Origin of the sequence: Rhodococcus sp. 05-2254-5 (assembly GCF_002258575.1) — a bacterium.
Lineage (GTDB): Bacteria > Actinomycetota > Actinomycetes > Mycobacteriales > Mycobacteriaceae > Rhodococcoides > Rhodococcoides fascians.
The window spans coordinates 300,636-317,618 of sequence record NZ_NOZG01000022.1; the positions used below are offsets into that span (position 1 = coordinate 300,636).

At 64.1% G+C, this 16,983-nt stretch carries 15 protein-coding genes; 11 read left to right on the forward strand and 4 right to left on the reverse strand.

What is annotated here, in order from left to right:
- Positions 1-5 precede the first annotated feature (5 nt).
- A complete protein-coding gene (locus tag CH278_RS14425; RefSeq protein WP_032366156.1) occupies positions 6-425 on the forward strand; it encodes a VOC family protein in 420 nt (139 codons plus the stop codon).
- Between the two features lie 24 nt (positions 426-449).
- Here CH278_RS14425 and CH278_RS14430 read toward each other — a convergent pair whose 3' ends face one another.
- The 3 genes from CH278_RS14430 to CH278_RS14440 all read right to left on the reverse strand — a co-directional run bounded on the left by CH278_RS14430 (position 450) and on the right by CH278_RS14440 (position 3,708).
- Entirely contained in the window at positions 450-1,721 is a 1,272-nt protein-coding gene (locus CH278_RS14430) for an MFS transporter (protein ID WP_032366217.1), read from the reverse strand.
- Positions 1,722-1,734: 13 nt separating this feature from the next.
- Positions 1,735-2,367 (reverse strand): GyrI-like domain-containing protein, encoded by a 633-nt coding sequence (locus tag CH278_RS14435; protein WP_094622193.1) that lies wholly within the window; start codon positions 2,365-2,367, stop codon positions 1,735-1,737.
- Between the two features lie 123 nt (positions 2,368-2,490).
- Positions 2,491-3,708, reverse strand: a complete 1,218-nt coding sequence (locus tag CH278_RS14440; RefSeq protein WP_256991949.1) for an EAL domain-containing protein — start codon at positions 3,706-3,708, stop codon at positions 2,491-2,493.
- Positions 3,709-3,877: 169 nt separating this feature from the next.
- Between CH278_RS14440 and CH278_RS14445 the strand changes: the two genes are divergently transcribed.
- The 4 genes from CH278_RS14445 (at position 3,878) to CH278_RS14460 (ending at position 9,904) form a co-directional block, all read left to right on the forward strand.
- The gene (locus CH278_RS14445; RefSeq protein ID WP_094622195.1) at positions 3,878-5,224 is read left to right on the forward strand and encodes a serine/threonine-protein kinase; all 1,347 of its coding nucleotides are present in this window, start codon (positions 3,878-3,880) and stop codon (positions 5,222-5,224) included.
- Entirely contained in the window at positions 5,214-6,599 is a 1,386-nt protein-coding gene (locus CH278_RS14450; protein WP_373557328.1) for a flavin monoamine oxidase family protein, read from the forward strand. The genes CH278_RS14445 and CH278_RS14450 overlap by 11 nt, the downstream gene beginning before the upstream one ends.
- Positions 6,600-6,756: 157 nt before the next feature.
- Complete coding sequence (locus CH278_RS14455) at positions 6,757-8,820, forward strand: AMP-binding protein (RefSeq protein ID WP_032387390.1); 2,064 nt, start codon at positions 6,757-6,759, stop codon at positions 8,818-8,820.
- Between the two features lie 415 nt (positions 8,821-9,235).
- A complete protein-coding gene (locus CH278_RS14460; RefSeq protein ID WP_094622197.1) occupies positions 9,236-9,904 on the forward strand; it encodes a response regulator in 669 nt (222 codons plus the stop codon).
- 7 nt (positions 9,905-9,911) lie between these two features.
- On the opposite strand, the gene CH278_RS14465 is transcribed toward CH278_RS14460, so the two are convergent.
- Positions 9,912-10,280 (reverse strand): LytR/AlgR family response regulator transcription factor, encoded by a 369-nt coding sequence (locus tag CH278_RS14465; RefSeq protein WP_230073651.1) that lies wholly within the window; start codon positions 10,278-10,280, stop codon positions 9,912-9,914.
- Between the two features lie 75 nt (positions 10,281-10,355).
- On the opposite strand from CH278_RS14465, the gene CH278_RS14470 reads away from it, so the two are divergent.
- The 6 genes from CH278_RS14470 to CH278_RS14495 all read left to right on the forward strand — a co-directional run bounded on the left by CH278_RS14470 (position 10,356) and on the right by CH278_RS14495 (position 16,849).
- The gene (locus tag CH278_RS14470; RefSeq protein WP_094622198.1) at positions 10,356-12,176 is read left to right on the forward strand and encodes a sensor histidine kinase; all 1,821 of its coding nucleotides are present in this window, start codon (positions 10,356-10,358) and stop codon (positions 12,174-12,176) included.
- A gap of 117 nt (positions 12,177-12,293) precedes the next feature.
- Positions 12,294-13,115: an alpha/beta fold hydrolase gene (locus tag CH278_RS14475; protein ID WP_032366147.1), complete on the forward strand. Its 822-nt coding sequence runs from the start codon at positions 12,294-12,296 to the stop codon at positions 13,113-13,115.
- A gap of 40 nt (positions 13,116-13,155) precedes the next feature.
- The gene (locus CH278_RS14480) at positions 13,156-13,989 is read left to right on the forward strand and encodes an NmrA family NAD(P)-binding protein (protein ID WP_032408233.1); all 834 of its coding nucleotides are present in this window, start codon (positions 13,156-13,158) and stop codon (positions 13,987-13,989) included.
- Complete coding sequence (locus CH278_RS14485) at positions 13,986-15,605, forward strand: MFS transporter (RefSeq protein ID WP_306436698.1); 1,620 nt, start codon at positions 13,986-13,988, stop codon at positions 15,603-15,605. The genes CH278_RS14480 and CH278_RS14485 overlap by 4 nt, the downstream gene beginning before the upstream one ends.
- Positions 15,605-15,985 (forward strand): VOC family protein, encoded by a 381-nt coding sequence (locus CH278_RS14490; RefSeq protein ID WP_094622200.1) that lies wholly within the window; start codon positions 15,605-15,607, stop codon positions 15,983-15,985. Before CH278_RS14485 ends, CH278_RS14490 begins: the two co-directional genes overlap by 1 nt.
- Positions 15,986-16,030: 45 nt before the next feature.
- A complete protein-coding gene (locus CH278_RS14495; protein ID WP_094622201.1) occupies positions 16,031-16,849 on the forward strand; it encodes an Fpg/Nei family DNA glycosylase in 819 nt (272 codons plus the stop codon).
- Positions 16,850-16,983 lie beyond the last annotated feature (134 nt).

Consider the following 16,983-nt stretch of genomic DNA (forward strand, 5'->3'; position numbering starts at 1 on the left):
CTGCCATGCCCACACTCAGTCCGTACCTGTCGTTCCGTGACAATGCGCGCAACGCTATGGAGTTCTACCGCACGGTCTTCGGTGGAGAACTCACCATGACAACGTTCGGCGAGGGCCAGGCCACCGACGATCCATCCGAGAAGGACCTGATCATGCACGGCCAGTTGACAACTCCCAGCGGATTCACACTGATGGGGGCCGACACCCCGCCGTCGATGGAACACACACCCGGAAACACGATGAGCGTCTCGCTCTTCGGTACCGAGCACGAGGAATTGACGGGCTACTGGAACGCGCTGGCCGTCGACGCACAATTCACGATGGGTCTCGACGCAGCACCGTGGGGTGACGTATTCGGCATGCTCACCGACAAGTTCGGTGTGCAGTGGATGGTGAACATCTCCGGCTCGGTCGTCGAAAGCTGAGCGACGGAGGAGCAGTGGGCACCTTCAGTGGGTGCGCGATTCGACAGAGATGACCTCGTGCAGCCCTGTCGGCCCCCAGCCCCTGTCGAGCGCCACGATCAGCACCGCGCAACCGACTGCGGACAGCACCAGTGCGGAACCGAACAATGCGGTGTAACCGAACACGTCGCCGATCACGCCCGCCGTCAGTCCGGACGCACCCTGCGCAAAGACGATTGCACAGGCCATCAGTGTGTAATCGCTTCCTGCATAACGTTTTTCCGATGCGTCCATCATCAGCGCGAAAACGGCAACGGTTGCCGCGCCGCCCAGCACGTGTTCGGTGACGTTGGCCGCGACCAGAAGCGGAAACCCGCCGATGCCGAACGATGCCGCTACATACAACGCAAGACTGAGGGTTTGGGCGATTCCGCCGACCAGCAGAGCCTGACGACGTCCGAAGCGAAAGGACAACCACGCGCCGAGCGCAGCACCTCCGAGTGCTGCCACCGACGACAGGCCGCCCTCGACCAGCGCGATCTGAGTCAAGGTCAGTCCGTTGTCCGAGAGGAACGGGCCGACCAGCGCCGAGCCCATCGAGTTTCCGAATTTGAAGCCGACGATGAGAAGAATGAACGCGACCATGCCAGGCCTGCGCAATCGGGACCACCAGGCCACAGCAAGTCGCGCCGGGCTCTCGGACTCGGGCTGCCGGTCGGTGTCCACGTCTGCCGCGGCCAGTTGCCTGTTCATGAACCAGACCGGGGCCGTCGCCAACAGGATCAGCAATGCCATCGCAACGAAGAGCACCTGCCATCCGGCAAAGGTGAACAGCCACAACAGCACTCCCCCGCCGCACACCATACCTATCCGGTACGCGCCCACCTGCAGACCGTTGCCCAGGCCGCGTTGCGACACCGTCAACGTGCGGACCGCTATCCCATCCGTTGCGATGTCCTGGGTGGCCGACAGCGCGTTGATGACGAAAATCCCGACGAAGAGCCAGCGCAGCGTCGAAGACAGATCGAGCAACGACAGTGCAAGCGCCACCAGCGCGGCGGACACCTGCAACGTCAGGAGCCACCGCCGCCTGGAACCGTAACGATCGACGTACGGTGCCCACAGAAATTTCAGCGCCCACGGCAGAAACAACACCCCGGTTGCACTGATCTTCACCAGCGAGAAACCCGACTCTCGAAGCACGACGGGCAGGGCCTGCGTGAAGAAGCCGAACGGCAGACCCTGTGCGAAGTACAGGGCCCCGAGCAACGTGAGGGTGCCGACGGTGAACGACGCCGGACGCACCGCATTGGTCATGCCGGTCATCGTGTCAGAGCGAGGCCTCGTCCGCCGAGTACCGCACCGGTTGCCGAAGAATGGTGCGCAGCTTCGCCGGTTCGACCCGTCGTGGGTCACTGAGGTAGATCTCGTGATGACGACCGGTCATCGTCAGCCCGGCCTGCGGGATGTAGTGGTCGTGCATCTCGTCGAGCACCGCGGCCTCGTCATCGTAGGAACCGATGTGCAGAGTTTGCACGCACAGGCCCTCGTCGAGAGTGTCGAAGCGCATTCGGGCACGTCGGTCCGAACGGTTCTCGGATGCGTCGACCCCTACGGCGTGCTCGAACATCGTGTGGTCGATCCAGTCGGGCACCATGATCATCACAGTCCAGAGCCAGTTCGACTTGTCCCGGCGCGTGGTGAAGGCCGCCATGTCCGGCGCCCACCACAAGGCTTCGAGCGGTGGGACGACGTAGTCGCGCTCCAGGTCGTTCTTACTGATGAATTTCAGCCGATTCGCAACGGGGAACAGCATGGATACGGCATCGGCATATTCCGGCGCGGTGTTCGGATCCCCGTGGCCGTCGATCATCAAATATCTCGTCGGTGGCACGGTCAGAACTCGAAACACGTTGCGCCGTGCCGAATACGAGTCGAGGGTCTTCTTGAAATCCGTCTTCATGCCCTCACCTCCTGCCGACTGCGGGTCAGTGTACCGAGTGCGCCGGGCTGGGGTCCCGTGGTCGGCGTAGCCCCGTTCGGACGCACCCGGCTCAACGGAGACCTCGTCCCGACTCGAACCGGCTCACGCATGGGTCCGAGCGGGCAATCGGCGGAGCAGAAGCGTCGCCGCATCGAGGACCATGTGTCGGTCGTAGGTCAGGCAGTAGTCGTACAACACGCTTCCGTCGTGGGCAGTTCCGCTCTCCACCGCGATGAGAGCAACGCTGGACATCGGTGCCACGATGACAACCGAGCGCTCCGACGCCAGTGGTTCGTCCTCACCGACCGCAACGGTCCGAAACCGATGCTCACCCGGCATCGGCCGCGAGTCGAAGACAGCCAGGAGAGCCGTGCGCACAGCGAGGTCGTCGAACAACGCGACACGCTCGGCGGTCGTCCCGGCCGACGCGTTCGTCGTCGCCAATACGACGGTCGACGCACCGGTGCCGTAGACACTGCGAAGCAGACCGTTCTCGATGTCGTCGAGAAGCCGTGCGTCAGCGCGTCGACGGGTTCCGAATCGATGGACCAGACCGTACGGCGTCACGGCAACAGGGGCCCGGACGGTTATTGCCGGCTCCAACTCGAGTGTGTTGGCCGTCCCGCCGGTGGCTCCGAAGGTGGGTAGACGAGTCGGAGCGCCGTACAGGTAGCCCTGGCCGAGAACCGCACCCATGTCGTGCGCAGTAGCTTCGTGCTGCTCCGTTTCGATTCCCTCGGCGAGCACCAGTGCACCGCTGCGTTCGGCCTCTGCGGCGACCGCGGACACCACGGACGCCGTGGCATAGCTCGAACGGCCCTGCACGAGCGACATATCCAGCTTGATGACGTCGGGCCGGAGGAGCGGAATCAGTGCCAGACTCGACGAGTCTGCACCCACATCGTCGAGCGCGACCCGCCATCCCAGGTCGCGGGCATGCTCTACCGCACGCAGCAGCCCGGCGGGGTCACCCATCAGATCTCGCTCGGTGATCTCGACGATGATCGACAACCGAGATGCCTCGGCCATCAATGGCAGGCACTCTCTCGGAGGTGGCGCGTCCAGGGCGGTGGGTTCCGCGTTGACGAACAACGCGAGTCCTTCGGGGAAACCGGCTTCGACAGCCCCGCTCAGGGCGCTGAGTCTGCACCGCCAGTCGAACTCGGCCGACTCGCCTCGATCGGCCGCCTCGCGCAGCAGCTGCGGCGGCGAGATGGCCTGCGCGTCGCCGCAGGTCCGCACCAGGGCTTCGTAACCCACGACAGCTCGGCCGTCCAACGCGACGATCGGCTGGTAAGTCGACGTGATATCGATCGTCATCGGCGAAAATTGCGCGTGCGAGGCGTCACGATGCACAGGCGGACCTCCCTCGGTACCCCTCGACGGTCCCCACCCGGGGAACCATCATGCCCGATGGTCGCCGGCCGCGCCCTCTTCCCTCGCCGACGGGCTATAGGGTGCTCGGAAGACTTCGGATCGGCGGTGAACAATGGTGGGTGCGAACTCCGACGATCACCTGTTCGCGGGCAGATATCGTCTGGGCAACGTCGTGGGGCGCGGCGGAATGGCAGATGTCGTTCGAGCCGACGACGACGTCCTCGGTAGGCCCGTTGCCGTGAAGATATTCCGTCAGGGTGAACCCGCACATACCGATGCACGGATCGATGCCGAGATCAGGACGCTCGCGTCGCTGTCGCATCCTGGCCTGGTGACGCTGTACGACGCGGGTACCGCCCCCGACACCGGCGGTATCCGAGTGCCGTTTCTGGTGATGGAGTTCGTCGACGGCCCCACTCTGAACGGCTACCGCGCAGGCCGCGCACTACCGGGCGATCTCGTCGCCCGGATGGGACACGAGATCGCTCGAGCCCTTGCCTATATCCACCACCGCGGCGTCATCCACCGCGACATCAAACCGGCCAACATCCTGGTCGCCCGAGAGCCGGCGTCGGGCACGGGACACTGCGTGAAGCTCACCGATTTCGGTATCGCTCGCATCGTCGACGCCGACCGCCTCACCGAGCACGGCACCACCGTCGGCACCGCTCACTATCTCAGCCCGGAACAGGCGACGGGCACCTCTGCGGGGCCTGCAACCGACATCTACAGCCTCGGATTGGTTCTCATCGAATGTCTGACCGGCGCAATGGTGTTCGACGGCAGCGCGGTAGCCGCAGCCGTGGCGCGCTTGCACCGCGACCCCGAGGTACCCGAGCAACTCGGGCCCCAGTGGCATTCGCTGCTGACGACGATGACGGCCAGACATCCCGAAAACAGGCCGACGGCGGACACCGTGGCCGACGCCTTACACAGTCTCTCCAGCGAACCACCACCACCGCCGGCCACTGCGGTCCTGCCCGTCGCGAATGCGACAACGTTTGTCGCCGAGCAGGATTCGGCCCCTCGGCCAACGGAGGGTTCACGACGTCGCGGTCTTGTCCCTCTGGCTGCGGCCGCACTGTTCGTCGCCGTCGCGTCGGTAATTGCCTGGATGGCAACCGGAACAGGCGACGCGCCGATCGAGACATCGCCGTCCACATCGGTCACCGCTCCGACCAGTCCGGCACCCGTGACGACTGCATCCGAGTCCTCGATGCCGGTTGTCTCGAACCTCCCCCAGGACGTGCCCGCCCCCGCCGTCGATCAGGTGCCCGCCGAGCCACCACAACCTGCGGCTCCACCGCGAAACGGGAACAACGGCAACGGTAATGCGGGCAACGGTAATGCGGGCAACGGCAACTCCGGCAACGGGAGTCCAGGCAACAGCAACAGCAACGGCAACGGCAATTCAGGCAACGGGAACTCCGGCAACGGCAACCCCGGCCGTGGGAACTGAGCATGTCGGCAACCAAGGGAACGGACAGAGCATGACGCACGTCGACACCGTGGTGGTGGGAGCCGGCATTTCCGGCCTCACCGCAGCACGCATTCTGCACCGTGCGGGTCACCGTGTGGTCGTTCTCGAAGCCCGCGACCGCATCGGCGGACGAGTGCACACCCTGCGGACGGACGGACAGATTCTCGATGTCGGTGCGTCCTGGGTTCATGGAATCGACAACAATCCGCTGGCCGACGCGGTACAGGCTTTCGGCATTCCGACCAGCGAGTTCACGGTGGGGAGTTTTCAGCCGGACGGACGGCCCATCGCGTACTACTCACCGAACGGACGGCGTCTGAGCGAGGACGAGGTTACGAGCTTCGCGTCGGACGTACACGTCGTCGATGAGCTACTGGCGGCGACCATAGCGACATCGACCCTGGGCACGTCGTACGGGGATGCCGTGAACAGCACCGTGAAACGGCTCGCATGGGATCCTGATCGAATCGAACGGGTCCGGGAGTTCCTGGGTCACCGGGCCGAGGAACAGCTGGGTGTCGACCAGGGGATGCTCGATGCGCACGGGTTGGACGACGACGCGATCGAGGGTGACGAGGTCGTCTTCCCCGAGGGGTACGACCGGCTCGCGGTCTGTCTGGCCGACGGGCTGGATGTACGACTCGGCCATGAAGTGACACGCATCGCGTGGGGATCGAACAGCTCCTCCGTCGAGACTCTCACCGAGACGTTCTCGGCCGACCACATCGTGGTGACGGTTCCGATCGGCGTCCTGAAGTCACCGACCTTGCTTATCGAACCGCCGTTTCCCCATCCGGTGTCGACTGCGCTGGACGGACTCGAGATGAACGCGTTCGAGAAGGTGTTCCTACAGTTCCCGCATGCATTCTGGGACGAGGACGTCTACGCGATTCGGCAGCAAGGGGAGGCCGGGCGTTGGTGGCACTCGTGGTATGACGTGACCGTGCCGCAGGGGTTGCCCACGCTGCTCACGTTTGCGGCGGGGCCGTGTGCGCAGACGATCCGGCAGTGGTCCGACGCACGTATTGCCGAGTCGGTGCTCGACGCGCTTCGTGGCCTCTACGGCAAACGCGTGATCTCTCCGCAGCGGGTGCATGTCACGCGATGGCAGGACGACCCGTTCTCCCGCGGTGCTTACTCTTACCCGGCGGTCGGCTCGCGACCGAGCGACCACGACGATCTGTCGACCCCGGTCGGCGGAGTTCTACACCTGGCCGGCGAGGCAACGTGGACGGACGATCCGTCGACGGTGACCGCGGCATTCCTGTCGGGACACCGAGCGGCGGAGCGAATCCTGGCCCGCACGGTTCCGTTCGACGAGATCTGGGGCGGCGGCGAACTTCGTCCCAATTAGACGGAGATTCGCGTTTCCTTCCCGAAACCGCGCACCGGGATTACTATGACGACTTCATCCAGGCGGATGACCCGTTACCGATGTGCGCTGCCATTCTTCTGGTCGGTGCCGATGTGGCAGCGGCGCTGTTCGACACGGCAAGGCACAGGGGTGGACCATGGTTTCCGACGTCATCGACTGCAGCACGGTCTTCGCACACGACGTCGAGCAAGTGTGCGGGGTGCTCAGTGCGGTCGAACTGTACCCGCGATATTTCCCCGGGCTCGGGTACTGCCTTCTCAGCGAGTCGGCGAACCGCTACACGTGCGGCGTCGGTGGGGTCGAACACGCACTCGAAGTCGTGGTGAACAGACGTAACCGGCCGATCATCACCGTCGAGCACGTCGAATCCGGCGGTTTCATCAGATTCACCCTCAGCGCGCGTTCACCGAGCGAGACCAAAATCGATGTGACGATCTTCAGAGCCGGCCTGGCCGGAACCTACTCGCCGCAACCCGAACACAATCGGGCAGTGGTCGACTGGGTCATGGGTGGCCTGAACAGGTTGGCCGAGTCCCTCTCCGGCGCAACGACATCGATCGTGTCCAACGCCGGCGATTCCCGGTCGCTACAGCTTGCGGTCCTCAAAACGATGATCGGTACCGGCGTCGTTCGTGCCGCGCGTCCTGATCGCGCATACCGGCAGCTGAACTCGCTGGCGAAATGGGGCTTCACCCTCGGCGGTGGCTTCGCGGCCGCCGCCGCCAAGTCACCGGACGAAATTGCCGTGATCGACGATCGCGGTACTCGCACGTTCGCAGAGATCCACCTGCGATCGCATCGGATAGCAGCAGGGTTCGCCGCATCCGGAATTCGCCCGGGAAGCACGGTAGGAGTTCTGGCCCGCAATCACACTGCCATGATCGAATGCGTCGTCGCCTGCGGCATGCTCGGTGTCGAGGTCGTACTTCTCAACACCGGCCTCGCGGCCCGCCAGATCGAGACCATCTCGAGTCGTCACCAGCTGCAAGCGCTGTTCGTCGACGACGAATTCGACAAGATGGTTCGCTACCTCCCCAACGACGTCCTCCGCGTCAGCTTGTCGGCTCATACCGTCGTCGCGGGCCGTCGCACTCTGGAGCATTTCGTCGCGGCTCCGTCCGCCACGTTCGACAGACCGCAACGGCCCGGATCCGTTGTCGTGCTGACCTCGGGCACCAGCGGGTCTCCCAAAGGTGCACTTCGCCCGACCCCACGCGGCTTCGGGACCGTCGCGGCCATGTTGTCCCGCATGCCACTTCGTATGAACGAGCGCATGCTGATCGCTGCGCCGATGTTCCACAGTTGGGGGCTGGCGGCGTTGCAGATCAGTACACCGCTGCGGGCAACAGTGGTTCTGCAGGATCGATTCGATCCGGAAGAGTGCTTGCGGGCAATCCAGACTCATCGGTGCACGTCGCTGATCGCCGTCCCGATCATGTTGCAGCGCATACTCGATCTACCCGAGTCCGTGCGATCACGCTACGACACGTCCAGCTTGAAAGTCGTCGCGTGCAGCGGTTCGGCGTTGACGGGGTCGACCGTCTCGCGGTTCATGGATGCGTTCGGAGATGTTCTGTACAACTTCTACGGTTCCACCGAGGTCTCGTGGGCGACCATCGCCACACCGCAGGATCTGCGTGCAGCTCCCACTACCGCGGGTCGGCCGCCGCTCGGCACGACGATCGCCGTACTCGACGCCGACGGCGCAGTGGTTCCGACCGGCACTCTGGGCCGGATATTCGTAGGTAACGACATGCTCTTCGACGGCTACACGAACGCCGAGCCTCCGTCGACTGCTTCGGCTCGCGGTGCAGCACTCATGGATACCGGCGACCTCGGGTACATCGATTGCAACGGGCGGCTCTTCGTGTGCGGGCGGGACGACGAGATGATCATCTCCGGCGGCGAGAACGTGTTTCCCGGGCCGGTGGAGGACGCCATCGCCAACCTTCCTCAGGTCGGCGAGGTAGCGGTGGTCGGCGTACCCGACAACGAATACGGTCAGCGCCTCGCGGCGTTCGTCGTCGGTCGGGGTGCTGCAGGCCTCGACGCAGATATGGTGCGGGCCTACATCCGAAATCGACTGAGCCGGTTCTCGGTGCCGCGAGACATCACGTTCCTCGAAGAACTCCCCCGAACCGCGACCGGCAAAGTGATCAAGAGGATGCTGATCGAACCTCCCACGGCCGCCGGTATGTAAGCCGGTACGTCGACTTCCTCACCACCCCGCCTCCCGGTTCCACCCTGAGAACTCTCAGTTGTTTGACTGTTCAGAATCTGAGACTATTTGGGGAGGAAGCGACACCCGTTCCGCGGGTGAGGGACGGAAGGGACGGAATGGCGATGTCGAGGTCATCGGATGAACCCCGTCAGGCTCGCGCCGCCCAGCCCGGGGATGCGTCGTCGTCCTTCCTGCAGTTGTTTTTCGAGGCAACCCGTGAGAACGACCTCTCCCCCGGGCCGACTCCGAACCGTGGAATCCACGACGACCGATCGAGCGACTGAAGAATCGCGAAACCGAGTCGACACTCGAAGCGCGCAATAGAGTCGAATGACTGATGACAGCTCACGACGCCGCAGCCGATACTTCGAACCCGACGGGTTCGAGGAGCGTGATGTCCCAGATACGAGTAGTCATCGCCGATGACGACGTGTTGCTGCGAGAAGGCCTGGCCAGTCTGCTCACCCAGGCGGGCCTCGATGTCGTGGGCCGGGCCAGTGACGCCGAGGAGTTACTGGCGTTGCTCGAGAAAGATCCACCGGACCTGGCGATCATCGACATCAGGATGCCGCCGACCTACACCGCCGAGGGGCTCGACGCGGCCGTGAAGATCCGCGACCGTTTCCCCGACGTCTCTCTGCTGCTCCTGTCTGCTCACGTCGAAGTCGATCACGCACTCGAACTGCTCGACAGCGCGAACAACACCGCCAAGGGTATGGGTTACCTGCTCAAGAGCCGTGTGACCGACATCGCCGACTTCGTCTCGACGATAGATCGGATCGCGGCAGGATCGTCGGTCATCGATCCTGCTCTTGTCTACGAACTGGTTGCGGCCAAGCGCCGAGGTGATCCCCTCGGCGCGTTGAGTTCTCGCGAACGGGACGTCTTGACCTTGATGGCCGAAGGGCTCTCCAACGCGGGCATAGGCAGACGCTTGTGGATCACCGAAGGAACCGTCGAGAAGCACGTCCGAAGCATCCTCACCAAATTGGACCTGTCGGAAACGGCCGACGATCACCGTCGTGTGCGAGCGGTGATCCTGTATCTGGACACCGTCGGGTGACCCGCCATCAGGTGCCCAGCAGGGCTTCGATCGCGTTCGCCGACAGCTCGAATTTCGACAGGAAACCCAGGGCAGAACTGTTGTTCACCAGGTCTGCAAAGTCCTCCTCGTCGTGTGTCGACACGAGAATGACGGCAGGCGGAGGCGTCAGATCCTGGGCGTCGATCGCTTCGACCACGTCGAACCCACTGTCAGCACCCAAGTCGATATCGACCAGCACGAGATCGGGGTGGGTGGACAGCACTGCATCGATCGCCGAGGCGAGTGAGGTCGCCGTGCCGACCACCGACATCCCTGCCGATTCCAACAGTCGGCGTGCAGCGACACAGAAAGCGTCGCTGTCGTCGACGATCAGGCACTGCAGGCGGGAGGGCATCACTCTGTCGAGAGTGTCAGAGACTGCTCGGGTCGGCATTACCGCTAGCGGTAAATCGAGCAGTCGGATGTGCCGATGACGTCGGACACCGCCCTCCGCGACCGGATCGTCACTTTGATACTCCGGCCGAGTGCGCCGCCGGTCGCCTGCGGAATCGCAGTGGCCGCAGCCGCCATCGCCGTCGAGATACTCGTTGTGCTGACGCTCAAACGGGTGTCACCCGAGAATGCTTTCGGTGCGATATTCCTGTTCGGAGTGCTGATCGTGTCTGCGGGGTGGGGCTTTCGTCTGTCGATCGCGACATCGGTCGCCAGTGCCGGCGCGTACGCCTACATCCATGTACTCGAAAGCAGTGAGAGCCTCGTCCCTGCACTGATCGTGTTTCTGGCACTGGCGCTTCTGACCAACGTACTGGTTGGCCAATCACGTTTGCGCGCAACCGAATCCGATCAACGTCGACGAGAAGCAGATATGCTGGCGGCGTTCGCCAAGACCATCTTGCGCTCGGACCACACCCCGACAATGCTCGATGTTGCCAGCACCCGCCTGGCTGCGGTCCTCGACCTGCCCTTCGCGGTGTTGAAGCAAGGGAATGCCGACGCGTCCGTGGGGCAGGAGAAAATCCTGCTTCGGGACGGGGACGTCGTCACCGCGTCGCTGCTGGTTCCCGCCGATCTCGATAGCGTCGATGCCCGCCGTATCCGCCGTGTCGCGCCTTCGTTGGAGGCTCTTCTTGCCGCCGCCCGCGACCGTCAGGACATGCACCTCCGTACCGTCGCGCTGGCACGCCAGCAAGCGTCACTGCGGAAGGTCGCAACATTGGTGGCGCTGCGGGCCGATCCGGATGACGTGTACCTCGCAGTCGCACACGAACTCACCGTCGGGTTGGACAACGAACATGTTTCGGTGATCCGCTACGGCGACGGGTATTACACGATTCTGGCGATCCGCGACGACTCCGCCGGTGAGCGCGTGCAAGCCGGTGATCGACTGCCGATCGGTGGGCAGAACGTGGCCACGATCGTCGCCGACACCGGCCGCGCCGCTGCCGTCGACTTCACCGAAGCGACCGGCGGTATCGCTGAGCGACTGGAGGGCAGGGGTATTCGCTGGGTCGAAGGTGTACCGATCACTGTCGACGGCAATACCTGGGGTGCCGTCATCATTGGCACGACAGCTACGCAGTATGCGGCCGGCGGTGAGACCCGAGATCGACTGGCCGACTTCGCCGACCTCGTTGCCACTGCGGTCTACAACCACGACACACGAGTTCAGCTGACGCGGTCCCGGTCCCGCGTGGTCGCCGCAGCCGACCAAGCCCGCCGAGGTATCGAGCGTGACCTGCACGACGGTGCCCAACAGCGAATCGTCTCTCTCGGAATGGAATTGCGCGGCGCCCAAGCCGCTGCCCCGGAGAATCTGACCGAGCTCCGCGCGATGTTGGACCGCAGCGTCGAGACGCTGTCGCAGGTGCACACCGACCTCCGCGAACTCAGTCGCGGCATCCATCCCGCAATCCTCTCGCGCGGAGGACTCGCACCGGCACTCAAGACGTTGGCCAGACGCAGTCCGATTCCCGTTGCCCTCACCGCCGACATTTCCTCCCGGATGGACGAATCGGTGGAAGTGGCTGCGTACTACGTGGTCGCCGAGGCGCTGACGAACACGGCCAAATATGCCGAGGCCACCGAAGTCGACATCACCGCGCACCTGACCGAGGACAGCTTGGAACTGACCGTGACCGACAACGGCCGCGGAGGTGCCGATCCGAGCACAGGGTCGGGTTTGATCGGATTACAGGATCGGGTGGCCGCAGTCGGCGGCGAACTGACCATCGCCAGCCCACCCGGGGGTGGCACGACACTGTCGGTCCACATCGGTCTGTCTACCGGCTAGCAGGTAGCGGCGCCACCGGAATCTCCTCCCCCGCGTTGGATGGCAGCGGCGACGCTTTCGACCCGGGAACGGACGAATGTTGTCGGTACCCAATCGAACCGAACCAAGGAGCAGGCCATGCCGTACATCACCACCACCGACGGAACCGAGATCTACTACACCGAGCAGGGCACCGGAAAGCCAGTTCTGCTCAGTCATGGCTGGCCACTGTCCTCGGATGCCTGGCAGCTCGAACTGAAGCTTCTCGCAGACGCCGGCTACCGCGCCATCGCACATGATCGCCGCGGCCACGGCCGGTCCTCGCAGACTGCCGTCGGCCACGACATGGACACCTACGCCAAGGATCTGGCCGAACTGGTCGAGGCCCTCGACTTGCAGGAACTCACCCTCATCGGACACTCGACCGGTGGCGGCGAGGTCGTGCGGTACGCCGCGCAGCACGGTGGCAGCCGCGTCGCTCGGGTGATCACTGCCGGTGCCGTTCCCCCGGTCATGCTGAAGTCCGAGGCCAACCCCGAGGGCACGCCGATCGAAGCACTCGACGACATCCGCAACGGCGTTCTCTACGATCGATCGCAGTTCTACAAGGACTTGTCCGAGCCGTTCTTCGGTGCCAACCGTGAGGGCTCCGCCATCTCCCAGGGCGCCAAGGACGACTTCTGGCGACAGGGGATGCTGGTCAATCTGACTGCTGCATACGACTGCGTGAAGGCGTTTTCCGAGACCGACTTCACCGAGGATCTCAAAGCGCTGACCGTCCCGATCTTCATCGCCCACGGTGACGACGACCAGATCGTGCCGATCGCCGCGGCGGCACTGAAAACCGCAGAACTCGTCCAGCACGGCACCCTCAAGGTCTACCCCGGTGCACCGCACGGAATCTACGGCGATTACCAGAAGGCCTTGGACGCAGACATTCTCGCCTTCATCGCCCAGTAGCAGCCCCGCTCTCGCCCTCCGGAACAAAGGTGACAACACGATGATCAGACCGTACGCAGTCGTCGGAGCAACCGGAGGGCAGGGCGGCGCGGTGGTGGATGCCCTGCTGGCGCGGGGGCTACCGGTGCGCGCAGTGGTGCGGCGTCATTCGGCCCGCGCGGATCGGCTACGTGAGCGAGGTGCCGAGATCGTCGTCGCGGACATCACCGATCGGGAATCGTCCGCGGCTGCACTGAGAGACAGTGCCGGTGCGTTCGTGATGACGACGCCGTTCGAGGACGGTCCCGCGGCCGAATTGGCTCAGGGCGCAGCCCTCGTCGATGCGGCGATCGCCGCGGAGGTTCCGCACGTGGTGTTCTCCTCGGTTGCGAGCGCTGACCGCCGCACCGGCATACCGCATTTCGAGACGAAGGCCGAAACCGAGGCACTGCTGCGTCGAGCTGGGCTGTCGTACACGATCGTCGGCCCCACCTACTTCTACGACAACCTTCTCGGCGGACTGGACGACGTCATGGCCGGCCGCCTCGATCTGCCCTTGCCGCTCCACACTCCATTACAGCAGCTGTCGCGGCGGGATCTGGGGCGGTTCGTCACCCTCGTGTTGACCGAACCCGCGCACTTTCGCGAGATGCGAATCGATCTCGCGTCGGACGATCCGAGCTTGGAGGCCATGGCGAACACTCTCGGCGACGTTCTCGGAACCTCGGTGCAGCCGTATTCGAGCCGGGCACGGGACATAGGTTCCGAGGACATGAGAGCGATGTTCCAATTCTTGACCGACGTCGGATACGACGCGGACATCGACGGCTTGCGCACCCGATATCCCGAGGTCGAATGGCAGACATTCGCGCAATGGTCGGCGGGACTGGCGTGAGCGCCACCGACACCACGCCGGCAGCACCGTCCGCGTGGTCACCGCTACGGAATACCGTCTACCGCAGCCTCTTCATCGCACAGCTGGTGTCGAACATCGGCGGCTGGATGCAGACCGTCGGTGCGCAGTGGTTCCTGGTCGAACGTGAGGCGTCGACCACCATCATCGCCGCCGTGCAGACAGCAAGTCTGTTACCCACCCTGTTGCTGGCCCTGCTGGCAGGCGCGCTCGCCGACGCGCTCGATCGCCGCGTTCTGCTCATCGCGGTCGGTGCCGGTTCGATGCTGACCGGAATTATGTTGACCGCACTGGCATGGACCGACACCTTGTCTCCGTGGGGATTGCTCGCCTGCACATTCGTATTGGGTTGCTGGACATCACTGTCCGCTCCCGCCTGGCAGGCCATTCAGCCCGAGCTGGTGAGCCGTGAAGAAATCCCGGCCGCCTCGGCGCTGGGCAGCGTGACCGTCAACGGGGCGCGGGCCGTCGGACCGGCGCTTGCCGGGGTACTGGTGGCGTTGGCCGGGCCGACCTTCGTGTTCGCCATCAACGCCGCCTCCTTTCTCGCAACGTTGAGCGTGCTGATTGCATGGAAACGCCCGAAACATCCACAAACGGATCGAGAAGGCCTTGCCGAGTCGATCCTGTCCGGGGTCCGCTACATCCGGTCCGGCCCGATCGTTCGACGAATCATTCTGCGCTCGGCGTTGTTCGCCTTCCCCGCCTCTGCATTGTGGGCGCTACTGCCATCGGCTTCGTCGTCGGTACTGAAATTGGGCTCGGTGGGATACGGCGTGTTGTTGGGCGTACTCGGGGTCGGAGCCGTGATCGGCGTTGCCGCCACACCGATGCTCCGAAAACATTGCGGCGCAAACACCTTGCTCGTCGGCTCTGCTGTCGGGTACGGCGTGGGAATGGCAGCGCTCGCGTGGCTTCCGCTGTGGGCGGTGGTCCCGGCGCTGTTGTTGTCCGGCATTGCCTGGATCACGACGTTGACCGCACTGAATGCGTCTATCCAGCTTTCGCTCGCCACCTGGGTTCGAGCGCGCGGGATGTCGGTCTACCTTCTGGTCTTCATGGGTTCTCAGGCCATCGGCTCGCTCGTGTGGGGATGGTTGGCGTCGAAGATCGGCATCGTCGACGCACTCGCGGTCGCGGTAGCCGCCTTGGCATTCGTCGCTGCGAGTGTCGCAGTCCTCCCCCTGCGACCCGAGACCGGCGTGCTCGACCGTGCGGTGTCCATGGCGTGGCCGACCCCGACCGTGATGTTCGAACCCGATCCGGACGACGGGCCGGTGCGGATCACCGTTACGTACCGAGTGGTCGACGACGCTCTGGAGCAGTTTCTGACGTCGATGGCTCCGGTCGGGATCGCGCGGAAGCGAACGGGGGCGTACGCCTGGAACCTGTACCGGAGTCTGGACGTCGAGGACACCGTGGTCGAGCAGTTCACTGTGCCGTCGTGGAGCCAGTATCGACGTCAGCGAGAAGAAAGGTGGACCGGCTCCGACCACGACGTGGTGCAGAAAGCCCTGACCCACACCGTCGACGGCACTACCCGAACCGAAACCCACGACATCGCGCTGTCTGCGCGAACGAACCCGAACGGACAATGATGGACAACGCACTCTCGGGCGTGGGGAACGTCTTCTACTTCGCAGACGACCTCGCCGCCGCCGTCGACTGGTACCGACCGCTCCTGGGCACCGACCCCGTCGACGTACACGAGCAACTCGCCGCGTTCGACGTCTCCGGTACGCGACTCACCGTCCACGTCACCGATTCGTACAACCGCCCCGCGGGAACCGCAGGGTCGGTCTCGTACTGGAACGTTGACGACGTGGACGCAGTGGTCGCCGGCTGCGTCGATCGCGGAGGCGTCGTGCATCGAGGTCCGAAATCGGTGTTCACCGGTGAACGTCTGTGCCAGATTCTCGATCCGTTCGGCAACCTGATCGGCTTCAGACAGTTCGACGCCGGTAGTACGCGCGCCTGACGACACAGACGCGCATAGAGCCGGCGAATTGGGTACACCCGCTCCATGCCCGAACTACCCGAAGTCGAAAACGCTCGACAGGTCGTCGAGAAAGCCCTCGGACGCGTCATCGTCGATATCGATGACACCGACTCGTTCGAGTGCCGCCCACACATGCCGGGCGATATCGCCCACGCCTTGAAGGGTGGCAAGCTCACCGAGGCATGTCGACGTGGCAAGGCGATGTGGTGCGAAACCGTCACCGCCGACGGGTCCAGTGGTCCGACGCTGGGAATCCATCTCGGTATGGGCGGTCGCGTCATCGTCACCGCTCCCGACGGCGATCGCACGTCGCAGTACGGAGGCGGCGATCCACACGTGGGCGAGCGCGACACCGACAAGCCCGAGTGGACACGCTTTGCCATGACATTCGAAGACGGGGGTCAGCTCCGACTTTTCGACAAACGCCGGCTCGGCCGAGTGCGGCTCGAACCCGATATCGATGCGTTGGGGCCGGATGCTGCGGAGATCACGCGCGACGACTTCCGGCACCGAATCGGTTCCAGCGGAGCACCTCTGAAGGCACGTTTGCTGGACCAAGCAGCAATCGCAGGCGTCGGCAATCTGTTGGCCGACGAGGTGCTGTGGCAGAGCGAGCAATCTCCATCCAGACGGGCAAAGACTCTCACCACCGAGGAACTCGACGAGATCCGCGTTGTTCTGCGTCGCGCCATCAGGTCGGCAATCAAGAAGGGTGGCGTGCACACCGGTGAGATCATCCCGTTCCGCAAGGCGGACGCGGCGTGCCCACGCTGCGGTGCTCCGATGACTCGCGGAACGGTGGGCGGCCGCACCACGTGGTGGTGTTCGCGCGAGCAATCCTGATCGGTTCCCACGCCGCTGCGTGCTGCTCGATAGCGCTGTAGGACAGCAATTTTCGGAATTGTCAAACGCTGTTGAATGCGGCGCAATTCGGTTCGGGCACGTACCGTGTGGGCAGCTTCGGGTCTACCGAGGCG

What these genes read in the sequence shown, in the direction of transcription:
- CH278_RS14425 (WP_032366156.1), top strand. Translation starts at nt 6, where the DNA reads ATGCCCACACTCAGTCCGTACCTGTCGTTCCGTGACAATGCGCGCAAC.
- CH278_RS14430 (WP_032366217.1), bottom strand. Translation starts at nt 1,721, where the DNA reads ATGACCAATGCGGTGCGTCCGGCGTCGTTCACCGTCGGCACCCTCACG.
- CH278_RS14435 (WP_094622193.1), bottom strand. Translation starts at nt 2,367, where the DNA reads ATGAAGACGGATTTCAAGAAGACCCTCGACTCGTATTCGGCACGGCGC.
- CH278_RS14440 (WP_256991949.1), bottom strand. Translation starts at nt 3,708, where the DNA reads ATGACGATCGATATCACGTCGACTTACCAGCCGATCGTCGCGTTGGAC.
- CH278_RS14445 (WP_094622195.1), top strand. Translation starts at nt 3,878, where the DNA reads ATGGTGGGTGCGAACTCCGACGATCACCTGTTCGCGGGCAGATATCGT.
- CH278_RS14455 (WP_032387390.1), top strand. Translation starts at nt 6,757, where the DNA reads ATGGTTTCCGACGTCATCGACTGCAGCACGGTCTTCGCACACGACGTC.
- CH278_RS14460 (WP_094622197.1), top strand. Translation starts at nt 9,236, where the DNA reads ATGTCCCAGATACGAGTAGTCATCGCCGATGACGACGTGTTGCTGCGA.
- CH278_RS14465 (WP_230073651.1), bottom strand. Translation starts at nt 10,280, where the DNA reads ATGCCCTCCCGCCTGCAGTGCCTGATCGTCGACGACAGCGACGCTTTC.
- CH278_RS14470 (WP_094622198.1), top strand. Translation starts at nt 10,356, where the DNA reads ATGACGTCGGACACCGCCCTCCGCGACCGGATCGTCACTTTGATACTC.
- CH278_RS14475 (WP_032366147.1), top strand. Translation starts at nt 12,294, where the DNA reads ATGCCGTACATCACCACCACCGACGGAACCGAGATCTACTACACCGAG.
- CH278_RS14480 (WP_032408233.1), top strand. Translation starts at nt 13,156, where the DNA reads ATGATCAGACCGTACGCAGTCGTCGGAGCAACCGGAGGGCAGGGCGGC.
- CH278_RS14490 (WP_094622200.1), top strand. Translation starts at nt 15,605, where the DNA reads ATGGACAACGCACTCTCGGGCGTGGGGAACGTCTTCTACTTCGCAGAC.
- CH278_RS14495 (WP_094622201.1), top strand. Translation starts at nt 16,031, where the DNA reads ATGCCCGAACTACCCGAAGTCGAAAACGCTCGACAGGTCGTCGAGAAA.